This window comes from Oscillospiraceae bacterium (assembly GCA_025757685.1).
Lineage (GTDB): Bacteria > Bacillota > Clostridia > Oscillospirales > Acutalibacteraceae > CAG-217.
The window spans coordinates 1,825,215-1,842,064 of sequence record CP107220.1 but is presented as its reverse complement, the minus strand read 5'-3'; the positions used below and the strand labels follow the sequence as shown (position 1 = coordinate 1,842,064).

Genomic DNA, 16,850 nt, shown 5'->3' with positions numbered 1-16,850 from the left:
TTACTGGCTTTTCCGAAATTTTAGTGTTAATAATTTCTCTTATGAAATCTGCTAATTTTACGCCGTCTTTTCCCTTCATTTTAGCAAGGTATTAGCAAATGCAAAGATTTTTGGGGGACATCATTCAGTTAATCTGATACTCGTTGCGAGTGCTAAATCGCCGTAGCACTTTTTCGTTATTTTCGAGTATCTTATCAAATTCGTGTTTTTATTATACTGATTTTGAGTATCAATTTCAAGGCTTTATTTGGGCATTAAAATGGCAACCCTTGCGGATTGCCATTTTTTCGGTCTATATTGTTTTTGCCAATGCCTTTAACAACGCCGCTGCTTCCGGGTTGGATAACAGTTTTGCAATCAGAGAAGCATTTTCTTCTACACTGTTGTCATCGGAATTTTCTTCTTCCTCTACAGGAGTTTCCTGAACCTCTGCCATCGGGTCAAGCAATTCAACGGAGGTTTCAAACTTTGGCATAGGAGCAGTTTTGCCTTCTTCAACATTTTTCAGTCCTTTGGCATTGTAGAACTGTTCCTCAAATTTCTGTGCATTGTAGCGTCTGTCCTCGTCAATGATATGGCTGTAAACATCGGCTACCATATCCATTCTTGCGTGTCCTGAGTCGCCCTGAACGGATTTCATATCGCCGCCGTTCCATTTCAGCTTGTAGGTAATACTTGCGTGGCGGAAGCTGTGAAACACTATATCGGGGAGGTCATTATCCTTTATCAGCTTTTTCAAGGCACGGTTGATTACCTGACCTTTCATCGGTCTGCCTGACGAATGACAGAATACCAAGTTGTAATCAAAATACTCGTCTCCAAAAAGTTCTTTCATTTCATCAATCTGCTTTTTCCTCTCCAACAGCATTTGAGCAACGGTTGACGGTAAGAATATTTTTCTCACACTCGTTTTCGTCTTAGGTGTTTTCAAAACGAGAGAGGTGTTTGTATTTGATAAGGTTCTCGGAAATATACGGATAATATCTTTGTTTTCAAGAACCTCCATTACATCTCTGTTTACACGCTGAAGCTCCTTATTTACATAGATGGAAGCATTGTTGTCTTTCAAGTTTTCCTCAGATATATCAACACAATCCCAAGTCAGTCCAAGCATTTCTCCCATTCGTAGTGAACAGGCGAAGGAAAGATTGATAGCTAAAGAGAGAATGTCATCGTCGCACACTTCGAGAGCGTGCATAAGCGTTTCCGCTGTCCAAATCTCTCGTTTTTGATGTTCCTCTTTCGGTAGGGTTGCATTGAGAACCGGATTTCTTGTCATCAGCTCCCATTTTACTGCCTGATTAAAGGCACTTCTTAAAAACTTATGGATTTCTCTTACGGTATGTACAGTCAGATATTCGTTTTTTGGCTTTTTGTTCTGCACCGATTTTGTCTTGACTTTCAATAGGCTCTGATAGAACTTATCCATTAGTCTCGGTGTCAGTTCTTCAAGCTTCACATCTCCGATAAGCGGAATAATGTAATTATACATAAGACCTTTCTTTGAACGGTAGGTTGACATCGCCCAGTTGTTTACCCCATACACGGAGCAATATTCTTCAAGCAGGTCTGCTACGGTTGTAGCTGTGGGAACGATAAATGTACCGGTTTGCTGTTCAAATTCTATCTGAGTTTTTCTCTTTTTCGCATCTGCATTTGTATCAAAGGTTTCCCATTTCTGATGTTGGGTACCGTCATCATCCTTGTAGGTATATACAACAGAATAACGGTTCTTTCTTTTTACGATAGAAGCCATTCTTCAATCCTCCTTATTCATTATCTAACCACTTATCAAAACTTGATTTTGTAATGCGGTAGCCGTTTTCAAGCATTATCGCCTGAAAACAACCCTGTTTGATAAGTTTATATACAGTCTGACGGGTGATACCTAAAATGTACTGTACTTCTTCTACTGAGTAACTCTTTTTGGAAAATGTACCGCCATTTAATTTGCGGACTTTATCTTCAATCGACATAGTTTTCCACCTCCTCGATTTCCTTGACCTTGGTATATTTAGTCTGTGAACCGTACCATTTATCGAAACTCTCCCTTTTAATACGACGCTTGCCTTCAACCCAGATAAACTCAACGATACCGTCATTCATCAGGTCATTTGCTGTACTCCTCGGGATGCCAAGCACCTTTGCGACAGCAAGAGGAGAGAGCGTTTTGCCGTATTTCTTGCCGGGTCTTTCACCGTTCACTTTTTCATAGTGGAATTGACCTGAATACCAATCTTCAAAGCTGTCCACATCAACCCTCATTTTGCCCATAACCAAGTAAGTCTTAAAACGGCATTGATTGATGAGTCGATATGTTGCGGTCTTTCCAAGTCCGAGTATTCTCATTACATCGGGTACGGACATAGTCTTTTTGTCCTGATAGGTTAGAACTGCCTTTACGACCTTTTTGTTTTCCTCAACACTTTTCTTCGAAGCTCTGTATTCATTTCCGACACGGTATGTTTTGAATATACCGCAGTTCATAAGCTTCAAGGCTTCTTCTTCGGTAACGGAAAGCAGCTTGGATATTTCCTTTACGGAGTAGGCTTCCCACAGAGTTTCCCCCTGAAGCTTTTCGTCGCTGAACAGCTCTGCTAAACGCTCGTTTTCCTCTTTTAGATTGAATAACTCCACTCTCTCGTTGAACATATTAACAAATGCCATCTTCAATTCCTCCTTCCTTACCATCAAGCCAGTTATCAAAGCTCTTTTTTGATATTCGATACTGACCACCGATACGAACATAATGAAAACACTTGCTTCTTAGCAATCTATATACAGAAGTTTTGCTGACCTTCAGAATGTTTCGTAGGTCATCTACTGTATATGCCCGGTTGTCAGTCCCAGCTGGAACGAATGTATCTTGCTTATGATTTAATTCTCCGTTCATTGCATTTACCTCCGATTTAATAATCGTCACTCTGACTACCATATAGCCAATTGACTTTGCAATGGTATTTTCAATCACACATCGCTGTGTGAATTTTATCAGGGCAAGCTGTTACTCCATTTAACGATACTTTTTGAAGAAAAACCAAAGACCAACTTACCGAGCGACAATCTCAAGTACTACCGTCAGCGAAAACGGATGACAACAAGACAGTTGGCGGAAAAGCTGGATATTGTACCATCAACTGTTGTGATGTATGAAAATGGAAAGCAGCCCATCCCTTATGATGTAGCTGTCAAACTGGCGGATATTTTGGAAATTAAAGAGTCTTTACTCTATGATGATTTCTCTCATTTCCTTGCCACACCATATACGGAAGCTTTAAAGAGCGTTAGAATGGTTCTGGGGCTCTCGCTGAAGGCTTTTGCAGAGCAAATAGAGATTGTACCCAGTTACTACTATAAGCTCGAAAGAGGCAATCGCAGACCGTCACGAAAGGTTTATCAGAAGATATGCGCTATGCTCGAAGCCACCGGTCTACAAACTTCACTTTTATGGGAGCATCCATTACAATGAAGGTGAAAGAAAAAATGATTGGAGGAGTGACCTATGGCACAGAATTTGACTTATACCCGTTGCGGTGATTATCTTATCCCTGATATTCAGTTGAACCACACAAGTGATAAACCGCTTGGGAAGTATGGCAGGATGCGCAGAGCGTTTCTTGTGGAAAACAATCCAATACTCTTGGACGACATGATTCTGACGGGGACCTTGTTTCCGCACTTATGGGAAATTGACGAAACAGCTCGCCGTAGAGTAAAACAGATAATGACTGAACTTCTGGAGAAAAATCCGGCTCCGGATAAGGTAATTCAGCAACTTGCCTGGGTGCAACACATGAGTAGTCTGAAATCACAGGCAGAAGAAATCGTAAATGCAGAACTGATTTTTGGCTAACAGAATATAGAATTTTTACTTAGGGCTGACTGTAACAGGTCAGCCTTATTTCTTTGATGGGATAATTCTTGAATTGTATTTATGGCAGTTCCAGAATTGTGCTTTTGACAATTTAGCTATATGGTAGGATGGCAGGAATGCGGATTGGATCAAAATATTTATCGATTGAGAATTGCAATTTGAAATTGAAATTTGAGAAAAAAGAGGTATAATGTTTTTATAGCACAAAATTATGAGAAGTTTACCTGAGAAGTTGCGTTTGTGGGAGGTTGAAACATGGCTGTTTGTTATAATAAATTATGGAAAATTCTTATTGATCGTGGTATGAGCAAGACGGAACTTATTAAGGCAGCAAAAATTAGTACAAATGCCATGGCAAAACTGGGAAAGAACGAAGATGTCCGAGTGGAGGTTTTGGTTAAAATATGCGGAGTGTTAAATTGCTCCATAGATGATATTCTGGATATCATTCCAGAACAGACAGCTTAAGGCAAGGAGGATATACTGATGAGTATTGTTTTATCAAAGAAACAAATGACAGAAGAAGATATCAAATTGAATTATATTACTCCTGCTATTCTGAAAGGCTGGAAAGGTCATATCACGATGGAGACCAGAATCACAGATGGTCGCATCAACATCAGGGGCAATATCGTAGTTCGCAGTAAACCCAAGTTTGTCGATTATTTGTTGTACTTAAACGATGGCAAGCCGATTGCCGTTGTGGAAGCAAAGGATAACAATCACTCTGTATCTCATGGATTGCAGCAAGCGATGACCTATGCTCAGATGATGGATTTGCCGTTTGCATATTCGTCAAACGGTGACGCTTTCTATGAGCATGATTTTCTGACCGGACAGGAGCAACAGATTGAATTGGAGAAATTTCCGACACAAGATGAGCTGATTGCACGTTACTATGCGGAGCTAAATGGTGGAAATGGCATTTCTGTCGTGGAAAAGAAAATTGTTTCCCAGCCGTATTATTCATCTCAGAGTACTTATCCGCCAAGATATTATCAGCGAAATGCAGTGAACAGAACGGTGGAAGCAATTGCAAGAGGACAGCAGAGATTGCTGCTTGTCATGGCTACCGGAACAGGCAAAACATATACTGCTTTTCAGATTGTATATCGTCTGCTCCGTTCTGACCTTAAAAAGAGAATTTTGTATTTAGCGGACAGAAATATTCTTGTAGACCAAAGTATTGCACAGGACTTCGCACCGCTTGAAAAGACAATTTACAAGGTTGATTTTTCTGACAAAGAATGTTTGAGAGAAATTGCATCCCATGAAGTGAATTTTGCCCTCTATCATCAGATGGTGGGTCAGAACGATGAAGAACATTTCAGGCAGATACCGGCAGAATATTTCGATCTTATTATTGTAGACGAGTGTCACCGAGGAAGCGCAAAGGAAGATAGTAACTGGCGCAAGGTTTTGGAATACTTTTCTTCTGCCACTCAGATCGGTATGACCGCTACTCCAAAGGAAAGTGAAAAGGTATCGAACATAGATTATTTTGGAGAGCCGGTTTATATTTACAGCTTAAAACAGGGCATTGAGGACGGCTTCCTTGCCCCGTTTAAGGTCATCAATATCACAACCAACATCGGAGACGGCTGGAGACCATATCAGGGGCAGACCGATATTTTCGGCAATGTCATTGAAGACCGCATTTACAACAACCGGGATTACGATTACACTATCATTCTCCAAGACCGCATTGATGAGGTTGCAAGGGAAATTACGGAATATCTGAAAAGCACCGACAGAATGCAGAAAACTATCGTCTTCTGCGCTTCCGAAGATCATGCAGAACGCATGAGAATTGCCCTTACCAACTATAATCAGGATATGGTGAAGGAGAACCCGGACTATTGCGTGAGAATTACTGGCTCAGATGTATACGGCAAGTCCAAACTTGACTATTTCATCTCTGTATCCGAACCGTATCCCGTTATTGCAACAACATCGGAACTGCTTTCCACCGGAGCTGACTGCAAGATGACCAAGCTCATTGTTCTTGACAAGACGGTTGAGAGCATGACCACTTTCAAGCAGATTATCGGGCGTGGAACCCGTATCAGAGAAAAAGACGGCAAAACACATTTTGTTGTCATGGACTTTCGGAATGTGACAAGGCTATTTTCCGACCCGGATTGGGACGGCCCGGTTGAGCAGGATGAGGGCTTCCAGCATGGCGGCTCCAAGCCAGAGGGTAGCGGTCGTGGCGGTGGTGGAGGTATGCAGCCTCCTGATGACCCTGTGGAAACGCCCGTCGTTGACAGAGATGGCTGCAAGGTAAAAATTATCAACAAGACCGTTTCAGTTTATGATGCGAATGGAAAACTCCTCAGGCAGGAGGACATTATCGACTACACCAGAACCAACATCAAGGGTGAATACGCTTCGCTGTCCGATTTTATCCGCAAGTGGAAAGCGTCGGACAAAAAGAAAACTATTGAGGAATCTTTCACGGCGATGGGCATTGATCTAAAAGCATTGAAAGCAGACCAAGGTATGGAAGATGTGGACGATTTCGATTTCATCTGTTATGTGGCATATGGTAAAAAGCCGCTGACCCGAAAAGAACGGGCTAACAATGTTAAGAAAAAAGACTTTTTCAGCAAGTATTCTGCCGACGCACAGGCCGTTCTTGATATATTGCTGGATAAGTATATGAACCAAGGTATCACAGAAGTTGAGGATATTAAAGTTCTCTCCCTTGCGGATTTTGCCAATTACGGTAAGCCTGCAAAAATTGTCAAGCTGTTTGGCGGCAAGGCTCAATATGAAACCGCTGTTAGAGAGCTTGAGGCAAGTATCTATGAAGAAGTAGAGGTAGGATAAATATGGCGATGCAGTCAGGTTTTATAAAAAGAATTAGAGATATAATGCGTATGGACGCTGGTATCAACGGCGATGCGCAACGAATTGAGCAGATGGTATGGATGCTTTTCCTCAAAGTCTATGACGCAAAAGAAGATGATTGGGAGCTGAATGAGGATAATTATGAATCCATCATTCCCGAAGACCTTAGATGGAGAAATTGGGCGAAAGCTGATGGTAGCGGTCATGCTATGACTGGAGATAAGCTCCTTAATTTTGTCAACAATACCTTGTTCCCGGTTCTGAAAGGCAATGATGTGAAAGATGGTGATTCGGTTCTCTATGAGGGTATCAAGGTGACACCCGATACTCCAATTAAGAAAGCCATTGTCAAGTCCACCTTCGAGGATGCCAACAACTATATGAAGGACGGCGTTTATCTTCGTCAGGTCATTGATGTCATTGACGAGATTGAGTTTGACGATGTGAAGGAAAGCCACGCTTTCGGTTTTGTCTATGAGGAGATTTTGCGGGAGTTGCAATCTGCTGGTTCTTCCGGTGAATTCTATACGCCGAGAGCAGTCACCGAGTTCATGGCATTGATGATAAAGCCGCAGCTGGGCGAAAAGATGGCAGATTTCGCCTGTGGCACCGGTGGATTTATCACCTCTTGGCTTGGACAGCTTTCCAAGCAGGTAACGGACACCGCCGCTCAGAAGCAGCTGGATGATAGCATTTACGGAATTGAAAAAAAGCCTTTTCCCTATCTGCTGTGCGTAACCAATATGCTGCTGCATGACATTGAGATTCCGAACATCTACCACATGAACTCGTTGAAACACAATTTGTTGGACTATACGGATGATGATAAGTTTGACGTAATCCTGATGAATCCTCCGTATGGCGGACATGAGGACAAGTCCATTCAGGGCTTCTTCCCCGACGATCTGGCAAGCTCGGAAACCGCCGATCTGTTCATGTCGGTCATCCTGTACCGATTGAAGAAGAACGGCAGGGCTGCTGTTGTCGTGCCGGACGGCTTTCTGTTTGGTCTGGACAACGCCAAGGTAAACATCAAGAAGAAACTCATTTCCCAGTTCAATCTGCACACGATTGTCCGGCTGCCCGGCTCTGTGTTTAGCCCTTATACCTCAATCACCACCAATCTGCTGTTTTTTGACAACACCAAGCCGACCACAGAGACATGGTTTTATCGGGTAGATATTCCGTCTGACAGAAAGCACTTCTCCAAGACGAAGCCCATGGAGCTGAAGCACTTTGATGACTGCATTGCCTGGTGGAATGACCGAAAGGAAATTACGGACGGCGAAAACTTCAAGGCGCAGAAGTTTACCGCAGATTATCTGCTGAATGAACAGGGCTGCAATATCGACCTGTGCGGCTATCCCCATGAGGAAGAAGAAATCCTTGACCCAATGGACACTATCCGGGAATATCAGGAAAGACGGACTACCCTCAATGCGGAGATCGACAAGGTGCTTGCAGAGTTGGAAGCCCTATTGCCGGGAGGAGTGAGCGAATGACACCGGAACAGTTAAAAGCGAGTATTTTGCAGTATGCCATTCAGGGCAAGCTGGTGGAACAGAGAGCCGAAGAAGGTACCGGCGAGGAACTCTATCAGCAGATTCAGGCGGAAAAGCAACGGCTGATACAGGAAAAGAAAATCAAAAAGGAAAAACCGTTGGCGGAGATTTCCGAAGATGAAATTCCTTTTGATATTCCAGAGAATTGGAAGTGGTGCCGTTTAAGCTCATTGACTTACAATTGGGGACAAAAAACACCAGATAAAACATTTTGTTATATTGATGTTGGCTCAATAAACAATATCTCTCATACCTTAAATATTGAGAATACGGTAGTAGAAGCGAAAGATGCATCATCACGAGCAAAGAAAATTGTCCAAAAAGGCGATGTGATCTTTGCAACCATTAGACCGTATCTTAAAAACATCTGTATTATTGACAGAGATTTTCCGTATGAGCCAATCGTAAGTACCGCATTTGCAGTTATGCATTGCCCCAAGGGTCTGCTTAATAAGTACCTGTATTACTATTTACTGTCTCCCACTTTTATGCGTTTTGCCAATGCAAGCGATAAATCAAAGGGAGTTGCTTATCCTGCAATTGGAGAGAAAGACTTTTTTAATGGGCTTATTGCGCTCCCACCCCTTGCTGAGCAAAAGCGCATCGTTGCCAAGATTGAGGAACTCCTTCCTCTGGTTGACCGCTATGCTGTTGCCTATGAAAAACTGGAGCAGTTTAACGCCAAGTTCCCGGAGGATATGAAGAAGTCCATTCTGCAATATGCCATTCAGGGTAAGCTCGTTGAGCAGCGCCCCGAAGAAGGAACAGGCGAGGAACTGTATCAGCAGATCCAGACAGAAAAACAGCGGCTGATCAAAGAAGGCAAGATAAAAAAAGAAAAACCTCTGCCTGAAATTGCAGAGGATGAAAAGCCTTACGATATTCCTGACAATTGGACATGGGTGAGGTTTGGTGATTTGGGCAGCTATAAAAAAGGGCCTTTTGGTAGTGCAATAACTAAAAGTATGTTCGTCCCAAAAGGAAATGGTGCAATTAAGGTCTATGAGCAGAAGAATGCTATACAAAAAGACGCTACTCTTGGAGATTACTATATCCGCAGAGATTATTTTGAATCTAAAATGAAAGGATTTGAAGTTTTTTCGGGAGATATAATTGTTAGTTGCGCTGGTACAATTGGAGAAACATATGTAATGCCTGACAAATTTGAACAAGGTATTATTAATCAGGCGCTAATGCGAATGAAGATTTTTGAACCATTGTACATACCATACTTCTTAACCTTTTTTGATTTTGTATTGAAAAAGAACGCCAGAAGCGGTAGTAAAGGCTCTGCAATTAAGAATATTCCGCCATTTGAGATTCTTAAAAATTATCTCGTCCCTATCCCACCCCTTGCTGAGCAGAAACGTATTGTTGCCAAACTGGAAGAAATTCTGCCGTTGTGTGAACGGCTAAAATGAGGTGTTTTAATGAAAAATTTAGATCGTAAAGTCACGCTATTGTGTCCTCTTTGCGGTAATGATCAATTTGAGTCGTTAGATGAAGAATTTGAAGATCTTCTTCATGCAAGTGACGATGTACGAGTACGTTGCTCTGATTGCGGTTCGGAATACACGAAACGAGAGTTGCTCGATAACAATGCCGCAATAATTGATAATGCTGTAGATGAGCTTGCGCAAGACGCAATCAAAGAACTGGAAAAAGAATTAAAGAAAGCGATGAAAAAATGGAAGTTTTGATTGGCATATTGAAGGAAGTGGTGCCCTTCATAAAAGATTGGGGTGCGCTAATCATCGCAGGTATATCTCTGTTAGTTGCCATCATTTCGCTGTTTAAATCTTCAAAGGCACAACGTCTCCAGAACAAGGTTAATGAACTGGAGCTCAAGATTAAGCAGAATGAACTGGACAAGATAGCCAAGGAGAAGGAAGATTCGGTACTTGCATGCGTTGAGGCAAGATTTATTACTGTGGGCAAAGGTAAGCATAGACTGAAAGTTTGGAATTCCGGAAATGCGACCGCTTATAATGTAAGCGCTCGATTTGATGGTGATGTTGGAATTATGATTATGGATCGTGAAAAGCAGCCTTTTGAAGAATTGGAGGCAGGAAAAAGCTATGAATTGATTTTAATCACGCATAATGGTTCTGCATCAAAGTTTAGAATAATCACTGAGTGGACAGATTCAAGCGGCAAACAGCATACCAAAACACAAATGGGCGATTTTTCGTAAATTTAATTGCGGTTGTTTTGTTTCGGACTACAAATCACATTTGATAATTAAAAGGAGGGGCATCAATGAATCACAGTGAACGAGAACAATTCTGGCAAACATTATGTTCTTTGCCTGGAAATGATATTGTGGCAGAACGCGAACAACTATTCAAATCAATTAAGTATCCGAAGCTGCTTTTCCGGTATCGACCTGTCAGCACAAAAAGCTTGGAAGCACTCAGAACTAACAGGCTCTATTTTTCTTCTGCGAATTATTATGACGATCCTTTTGATACCTTTCTTCACATCGATATTGAAGCGATCCGGAAAGAGTATTTAAGTGCATTCCAGACTCCGGAAAGTACAGAAGCTGTTGTGGATGGTGTTAAGTCATTGCTTGGAAATATTCTCTCTGAGGAGCAAGCAGCGCAGTTTACGGTTGAGAATGTGACAAACGCGCTTTCTCACGGGCTTACCGAAAGCTTTCTGAATGCAGCGCTTTCACTCCGTGATGAAGTTAAAAAGGATACGTGGTCAGTTTGTTTCTCCGAAAATGGGTTTAATGAGGTTCTGTGGCTGAAATATGCAGATCAGCACAGAGGTTTTGTGCAAATCTACGATCTTGAAAATGAAGACAACTTTTTATGCGGTAAACAAGAAAAATGCGCAAATTGCGGAATCAAGAACTACGGAACGCCGCTATATCCGATTTATTATTCGGACACGCCTTATGATGCAACGAAATTTGCAAAATTCGTTATGCTCCGCAAAATAGCAGAGACAGCAAAAACTCAGATTCCTCAAGAGCTATATGTAGAGATGGGAAATGTGCTATGGGAACAAGAAAGAACGACTCTGATCAAAAAAGAGTGCCATAAATATGATGAAGAATGGCGAATGATTACCGGCTGCATTATGAAACCGCCGATTATGATGGAATGGATCCCCAATGGCATAATTCTTGGTCTGCGAATGGGCGTAGCAGAGGAAAATCTTGTTGTAAGCATGGCAAAAGAAGCCGGAATCAAAAATATTTATAAATCCTACATAAATGCGCAAAACAAGCTGGATGCTTATCCTTTGAAATTGTAATCTTTCCAGCGGGTAAGTGAGTAGTTGAAATGAGGTGAAAGCAATGAGGAGAGAAGAATACGCTTGTCCTAATGGGTGTTCTCTTCCACCCAGAAAAAAGCAACTTAGGGAATATCGCAACGGTACATATGGGTTTAACTTTTATGATTTTACATTCTGTCCTTGTTGCGGCAGTTTAATGCCATATTCGCTAAAGAAGCTCAAAGGATTTTTTGAGGTATACAATATCCACGCAGCGTTATCGGATGCGGTGCAACTCATATATAAATCCGAGTTTGAGTCGGCAGCACGTGAAGCCTTCGTGGCTGTGGAAAATTATCTCAAAAAGAAGTCAGGCCTGGATTCGCATGGATTCGATCTGGCGACAAGAGCACTTTCTTTTGAAATAGACAAGCAAACCGGCGAAATAAAGAGGGCTCCCCTTATTGCAATCAATGATCTGAAAAACGAATCGGAGCGCAATGAGCAGGACGGCATCAGGTATATGCTTATGGGTTTCTTTCAGGGGCCTCGTAATCTGTACCAACACAATCATATTGGCTCCGGTGTAAGCAATTCTATTTCCGTAATCATCGAAGCATCCTTCTTCCTTCATCTGCTTGATGGGCACAGCATTACTCAAAACGGACGGTGGATTCCAGAAACAGTAGATTATCGGGAAATTTATCAAAAGATGCCTAAGCGAATTGATCGCTGGAGGCTGGTACGTCTATTGAAGAAGCGTGCTCGTATGTTGAAGAAGAATCCATGATGTACTAAAAAGATAAAATCTGCCGTTGTGTGAACGGCTGAAATGAGGTGAGCCGCAATGAAGAAATGGGCAAAGAATCCTTGGGTTCTTGGAATTGGAACAACTGTAATAGGTGGCATACATCTTTCTTTGCTACTGGATTGGATTCAGGGTATTGATTGGTTAAGTACCTTTAAGAATGTTATGAGATTTATTTTTAATGGTGTCGTTTCTTTCCTGAATTTTGAAATTAAAGTATGGTGGTTGCTTATTGCTATTGCGATTATCGTAGTTGGATTGTTTGTGGTTGCAAAAATATCGGGTTCCCAGTCAAATAATATACCCCCCCCACATTTTTACAATACACCAAGGATTACATGTTGGGTTATTCATGGGAGTGGACTTATTCTAAAATGTATGATGGGAAATACACCATTAGCAACCTGCATCCAGTTTGCACAAAGTGTGGTATGAGGCTTAAACAAGGCGGTCTGCATGGAACAGAAATGGAGTGCCTCTGCTGCAATACAACTCAAAATTGGGAAGATTCTGTTGCATATGATGCCCAGTTACTGATTGAGGATAATATCAGAAAGAATTACTCGCAAAGCCAGTAACCGATATTACTAAAATATATTTAACTCATTTGATTGGAGGGAAAAATTATGATGCAAATTGACAGTGCAATACTGGCTACAGACAAAGTGATTTGTAAAAATATCAGTAGATTTGATGACTCAGAACGTGGGTTATTGAGTCAGAATATTTTGTCGCAGTTACGTAATTTTGTAGAATATATTGCAGATAAAGTATATGCTAATGGTTCAGACCTCGACCCCAATAATTATGCTCTAAATGTTGAAGCGTTGAAGTATTTGCAAACAAGAGGAGACCTCCGTTTTTTACACCAATTTCATGAGCTTCTTCAAAAGTCGGTGTCACATTACACTTTAGATGAAAATGGTTCTGAAAGACTAATGTTGAAGTACTATGAGTATCTCCTAAAAATAAAAATCTTTCTTAATGATACTTATGGGCTTCATGTTCTGGATAATATTGAAGATTTTCCATTGGATACGGATACAGAACTGTCAGAGTATCATGAGAAAATTGCAGAAAAAATTTACAGTCCAAGTCCGGGATTTTCAACAAGTACATATTCAGATAGATATTATATTCAGAAGATTAAGCCGTTCTTTGTAAACCAGCGAATATACTACGAAGTTACATTTACTGCGGCGAACAGTAAAATGAGCAAATTTGACCGAGTAATCACTTTTTCACGTTATGAAATACTAAGTAACTATGCGGTAAAACTTTCGATTCGTAATGATTCGATCAATGTTTTAGGAAAAGACATGACTATTCAAATTATCGATGGGTGGAATGTATCAATACGTCCCTGCGAATTGGATAATTTTGCAGATATTATCGGAAAACATTCTAAAATCAACACAGGAACAAAAGAGTATTCCGAATTGATGCGATTTTTGACGGAAACTAAAATGCCACTATCCGAGTTGGTTGTGTGCTCAGAACAGTATTATAGTTTTGTAAAAAATCAGATTACAAGTCAGGCAAGAACGACTTATATTTTTGACACCCTTGATCAGTGTAGAGAGATAATCTTATCCAATAAGCCTGGATGTAATGTGCTTAAGTATCTACTGTACCATTTGAATAACAGAATTATTAAATGGCAGCGTTGGAATGATGGCTGTTCGTTGTTGTCAGGGCTAAATTTAAGTTATGGATGTATTCCGTTTGATAGAATGCCGTTTTGTACATCATTGAGAAATCATAATCCACGCATATACGATTTGCTGGATTGCCTATCGGAAAAAGGTAGAGAACATGAACTATTCGCACGCCATATTCAAAATAATACAGAGATAGAAGGGATGTTGTTTACACCCCAAAAGGATATAGTAGGTTTTGATAATATTGATGCGCTGATTAGTACATATAATCGCAAGTTATATCTTCCAAAACACGAACACAGAAAGCTGATGACTTTTCATGATTTTGTGTATATCAAAGGATATGCTGATGATAGCGCATTCATAATTCAAAAATTACGAGATCTAGCAACAAGTGGAATAGCACAATATACCGGATCTGTAGATTCATGGCTGAACAAAGGCTCATATTCTATTGATTCGCCAGAGAAAAAAGACGCATTGCGAAATATGTTTGCAAAATCGCAGGTGGCACTTATTTATGGTTCTGCCGGAACTGGAAAATCAACGCTGATCAATCATATTTCAAACTTCTTTTCTAACCAGAAAAAGTTGTATTTGGCGAATACACATCCAGCAGTAGACAATATGCGCAGGAAAGTAACCGCCAGCAATAGAGAGTTTAATACCATTGCAAGTTTTATTTCCGAAAAGAATCAGCACACAGAATGCGATGTTCTTATTATCGATGAGTGTAGTACAGTAAGCAATTCTGATATGCGAAAAGTCTTAGAAAAGGCAGAGTTTAAGCTTCTGGTTCTTGTAGGAGATGTTTATCAGATTGAATCAATCTATTTTGGAAATTGGTTTGATATTGCACGCAATTTCATTTCCAAAGACTCTATCTTCGAACTAACACATCCATACAGAACGCAAAATGAAAACCTTCTCACCGTGTGGGAAAGAGTGCGAAATCTGGACATTGCAATTTTGGAGCCTATGGTTAAGAGCAAATATTCCATCCGTCTGGATGAATCTATTTTCTCCCATGCAGAAGAAGATGAAATCATTCTCTGCTTAAATTACGATGGATTGTACGGAATTAATAACATCAATCGCTTCTTACAGAACAGTAATCCGAGTCCAGCGATTCAATGGGGTATTGGATTGTATAAAGTTGGCGATCCTGTATTGTTTAATGAATCAGACCGCTTCTCTCCTTTGATTCACAACAATTCGAAGGGGCGTATTGTTGGTATTGCAACAGAGGAAATGAAGATTTGGTTCGAAATTGAGTTGGATTGCGTGATTAATGAATTGGATGCATGGGGGTATGATTTTGAATTGATGGATGCATCTAAAAGCGGAAATTCTATAATTAAATTCAGCGTTGATAAATACAGAAGCACCGATGAAGATGATGATTATTCTGACACAGTTGTTCCATTTCAAGTTGCTTATGCGGTATCCATCCACAAGGCTCAGGGTTTGGAATATCGTTCTGTGAAAATTGTAATTACCACCGAAACTGAAGAACGCATTACACACAATATTTTCTATACTGCAATCACTCGTGCAAAAGAAAATCTTAGAATCTATTGGAGCCCGGAAACGGAAAAGAGTGTGTTGGAAAATCTAACAGTTAGAGATTCCAGGCGAGATGCCAATCTATTGAAGCAACTATATTCTCTGTGATTTTCGGATGTGCTTCTATTGTTCTTGTAAGATATAACAAATATAGCGTTCAGAATGAACGAGCAGCCATCAATGAAATTGATGTTCAAAGGGTATCAGGTAGTTTTCCCTGGTAAGTCATTTTGCAAATTGAGCCGAAGGAGAAAATGCAAAAATGAGCAAAGTGCTATAACTTTGCCCTGCTTGCCAGTTTTCTTCGCACAATATAACTTGTACCCAACTTGGACACAAGTGTAGATTAACTTCTGCTCTAATCGGGCAGAAGTCGGATTAGGAACTTCCGCCCAATTTGGGCGGAGGTGTATCAGTTTTTATTCCCAACTTGGGAATAATTTTGCCCACATATTATAGGCGTTACAAATTGGCAAGCAGTGTAAACCTGTACAGGTTCACTTATTTACGAAGATTCCCCCAGAGGAGAAATTTTCGCAAATTGCTTGTTGGGGAAGCATCCCCAATCCCCTTTGAACGCCACCTGCGGTGTCGGCTGCGCATTCATTCTGAATACTTTTACTTACTAACTTCTGCGCAATTTGCATAGAAGTTCAATTTTCCATAAACGAAAAAATGAAAACATGGGAGAAGTTTCCCCTGATTATTTATGTGATGTATGGCAATCCACTTCCCAACAATTTGTCGGGAAGTCTTGTGGGAAACCCGCCCACAAGTAACAAAAGTGGCAATGCTCGGATACAACTTCATCCCAAGTTGGGTGAAAACTTCGTGCCAACTTGGCACAAAGTTAAAAATGTAGGAAACAAAAAAAAGAAAATCACTTCGACATAATTTGTGTAGAAGTTGAAGGGCTGAGCTTTATGCTTGCGGACGAATTGGACACAAGACAGTGCTACTATTTTCTGAAAATCAACTTCGTCCCAGGTTGGGATGAAGTGCTACGGTGTAACTTGCACCAAAGTAAGGCGTAGAGATTTTGTGTTGCAAATTCTTGATGAGGCGTCTGGAATTTCGTAAATGTCAAAATGACTTCTGGACAATTTGTCCAGAGGTATCATCATGCTTCAATTAGAAAATCAAAAATATCCTTACTACAACTTACGGTAAAATGAAAATCTGCTATTAGCTGCCTGTTCTCAACTTTGGGATATGCTCTTTGGCTGAACTTGACAAGATTGCTTATTTCGACATTTCATGCTATGATAGTCACAAATGAAAATTAAATACTGCTTCAT

General features: G+C 40.7%; 16 protein-coding genes. 12 read left to right on the top strand and 4 right to left on the bottom strand.

Annotated elements, in window-relative coordinates; translation table 11 throughout:
• Positions 1-292: 292 nt before the first annotated feature.
• The 4 genes from OGM59_08765 to OGM59_08750 are packed head-to-tail and all read right to left on the bottom strand — an operon-like array spanning position 293 to position 2,893.
• A complete protein-coding gene (locus OGM59_08765) occupies positions 293-1,756 on the bottom strand; it encodes a site-specific integrase (GenBank protein ID UYI90778.1) in 1,464 nt (487 codons plus the stop codon).
• 13 nt (positions 1,757-1,769) lie between these two features.
• On the bottom strand, positions 1,770-1,976 hold the full coding sequence (locus OGM59_08760; protein UYI90777.1) for a helix-turn-helix domain-containing protein: 207 nt from the start codon (positions 1,974-1,976) through the stop codon (positions 1,770-1,772).
• The gene (locus OGM59_08755) at positions 1,966-2,667 is read right to left on the bottom strand and encodes a helix-turn-helix domain-containing protein (GenBank protein ID UYI90776.1); all 702 of its coding nucleotides are present in this window, start codon (positions 2,665-2,667) and stop codon (positions 1,966-1,968) included. The genes OGM59_08760 and OGM59_08755 overlap by 11 nt, the downstream gene beginning before the upstream one ends.
• Positions 2,654-2,893, bottom strand: a complete 240-nt coding sequence (locus tag OGM59_08750) for a helix-turn-helix domain-containing protein (GenBank protein UYI90775.1) — start codon at positions 2,891-2,893, stop codon at positions 2,654-2,656. The genes OGM59_08755 and OGM59_08750 overlap by 14 nt, the downstream gene beginning before the upstream one ends.
• Before the next feature lie 198 nt (positions 2,894-3,091).
• Between OGM59_08750 and OGM59_08745 the strand changes: the two genes are divergently transcribed.
• From OGM59_08745 to OGM59_08690, 12 genes are all read left to right on the top strand, one after another.
• Positions 3,092-3,469, top strand: coding sequence for a helix-turn-helix domain-containing protein (locus OGM59_08745; protein UYI90774.1), 378 nt, complete (start codon positions 3,092-3,094; stop codon positions 3,467-3,469).
• Between the two features lie 33 nt (positions 3,470-3,502).
• Positions 3,503-3,853, top strand: a complete 351-nt coding sequence (locus tag OGM59_08740; protein UYI90773.1) for a TnpV protein — start codon at positions 3,503-3,505, stop codon at positions 3,851-3,853.
• 276 nt (positions 3,854-4,129) lie between these two features.
• Positions 4,130-4,342, top strand: coding sequence for a helix-turn-helix transcriptional regulator (locus OGM59_08735; protein UYI90772.1), 213 nt, complete (start codon positions 4,130-4,132; stop codon positions 4,340-4,342).
• 18 nt (positions 4,343-4,360) lie between these two features.
• Positions 4,361-6,706, top strand: coding sequence for a DEAD/DEAH box helicase family protein (locus OGM59_08730; protein UYI90771.1), 2,346 nt, complete (start codon positions 4,361-4,363; stop codon positions 6,704-6,706).
• Positions 6,707-6,708: 2 nt separating this feature from the next.
• Complete coding sequence (locus OGM59_08725) at positions 6,709-8,229, top strand: type I restriction-modification system subunit M (GenBank protein UYI90770.1); 1,521 nt, start codon at positions 6,709-6,711, stop codon at positions 8,227-8,229.
• A complete protein-coding gene (locus tag OGM59_08720; GenBank protein UYI90769.1) occupies positions 8,226-9,710 on the top strand; it encodes a restriction endonuclease subunit S in 1,485 nt (494 codons plus the stop codon). The genes OGM59_08725 and OGM59_08720 overlap by 4 nt, the downstream gene beginning before the upstream one ends.
• Positions 9,711-9,719: 9 nt before the next feature.
• Entirely contained in the window at positions 9,720-9,989 is a 270-nt protein-coding gene (locus OGM59_08715) for a hypothetical protein (protein UYI90768.1), read from the top strand.
• Positions 9,977-10,483 (top strand): hypothetical protein, encoded by a 507-nt coding sequence (locus tag OGM59_08710; GenBank protein UYI90767.1) that lies wholly within the window; start codon positions 9,977-9,979, stop codon positions 10,481-10,483. Before OGM59_08715 ends, OGM59_08710 begins: the two co-directional genes overlap by 13 nt.
• A 65-nt stretch (positions 10,484-10,548) precedes the next feature.
• Entirely contained in the window at positions 10,549-11,556 is a 1,008-nt protein-coding gene (locus OGM59_08705) for a hypothetical protein (protein UYI90766.1), read from the top strand.
• 43 nt (positions 11,557-11,599) lie between these two features.
• Positions 11,600-12,307 carry a TIGR02391 family protein gene (locus OGM59_08700; GenBank protein ID UYI90765.1) on the top strand — a complete coding sequence of 236 codons (708 nt, stop codon included), beginning with the start codon at positions 11,600-11,602 and terminating at the stop codon, positions 12,305-12,307.
• A gap of 57 nt (positions 12,308-12,364) precedes the next feature.
• Positions 12,365-12,760: a hypothetical protein gene (locus OGM59_08695; protein UYI90764.1), complete on the top strand. Its 396-nt coding sequence runs from the start codon at positions 12,365-12,367 to the stop codon at positions 12,758-12,760.
• 191 nt (positions 12,761-12,951) lie between these two features.
• Positions 12,952-15,660: an ATP-dependent RecD-like DNA helicase gene (locus tag OGM59_08690; protein ID UYI90763.1), complete on the top strand. Its 2,709-nt coding sequence runs from the start codon at positions 12,952-12,954 to the stop codon at positions 15,658-15,660.
• Positions 15,661-16,850: the final 1,190 nt, after the last annotated feature.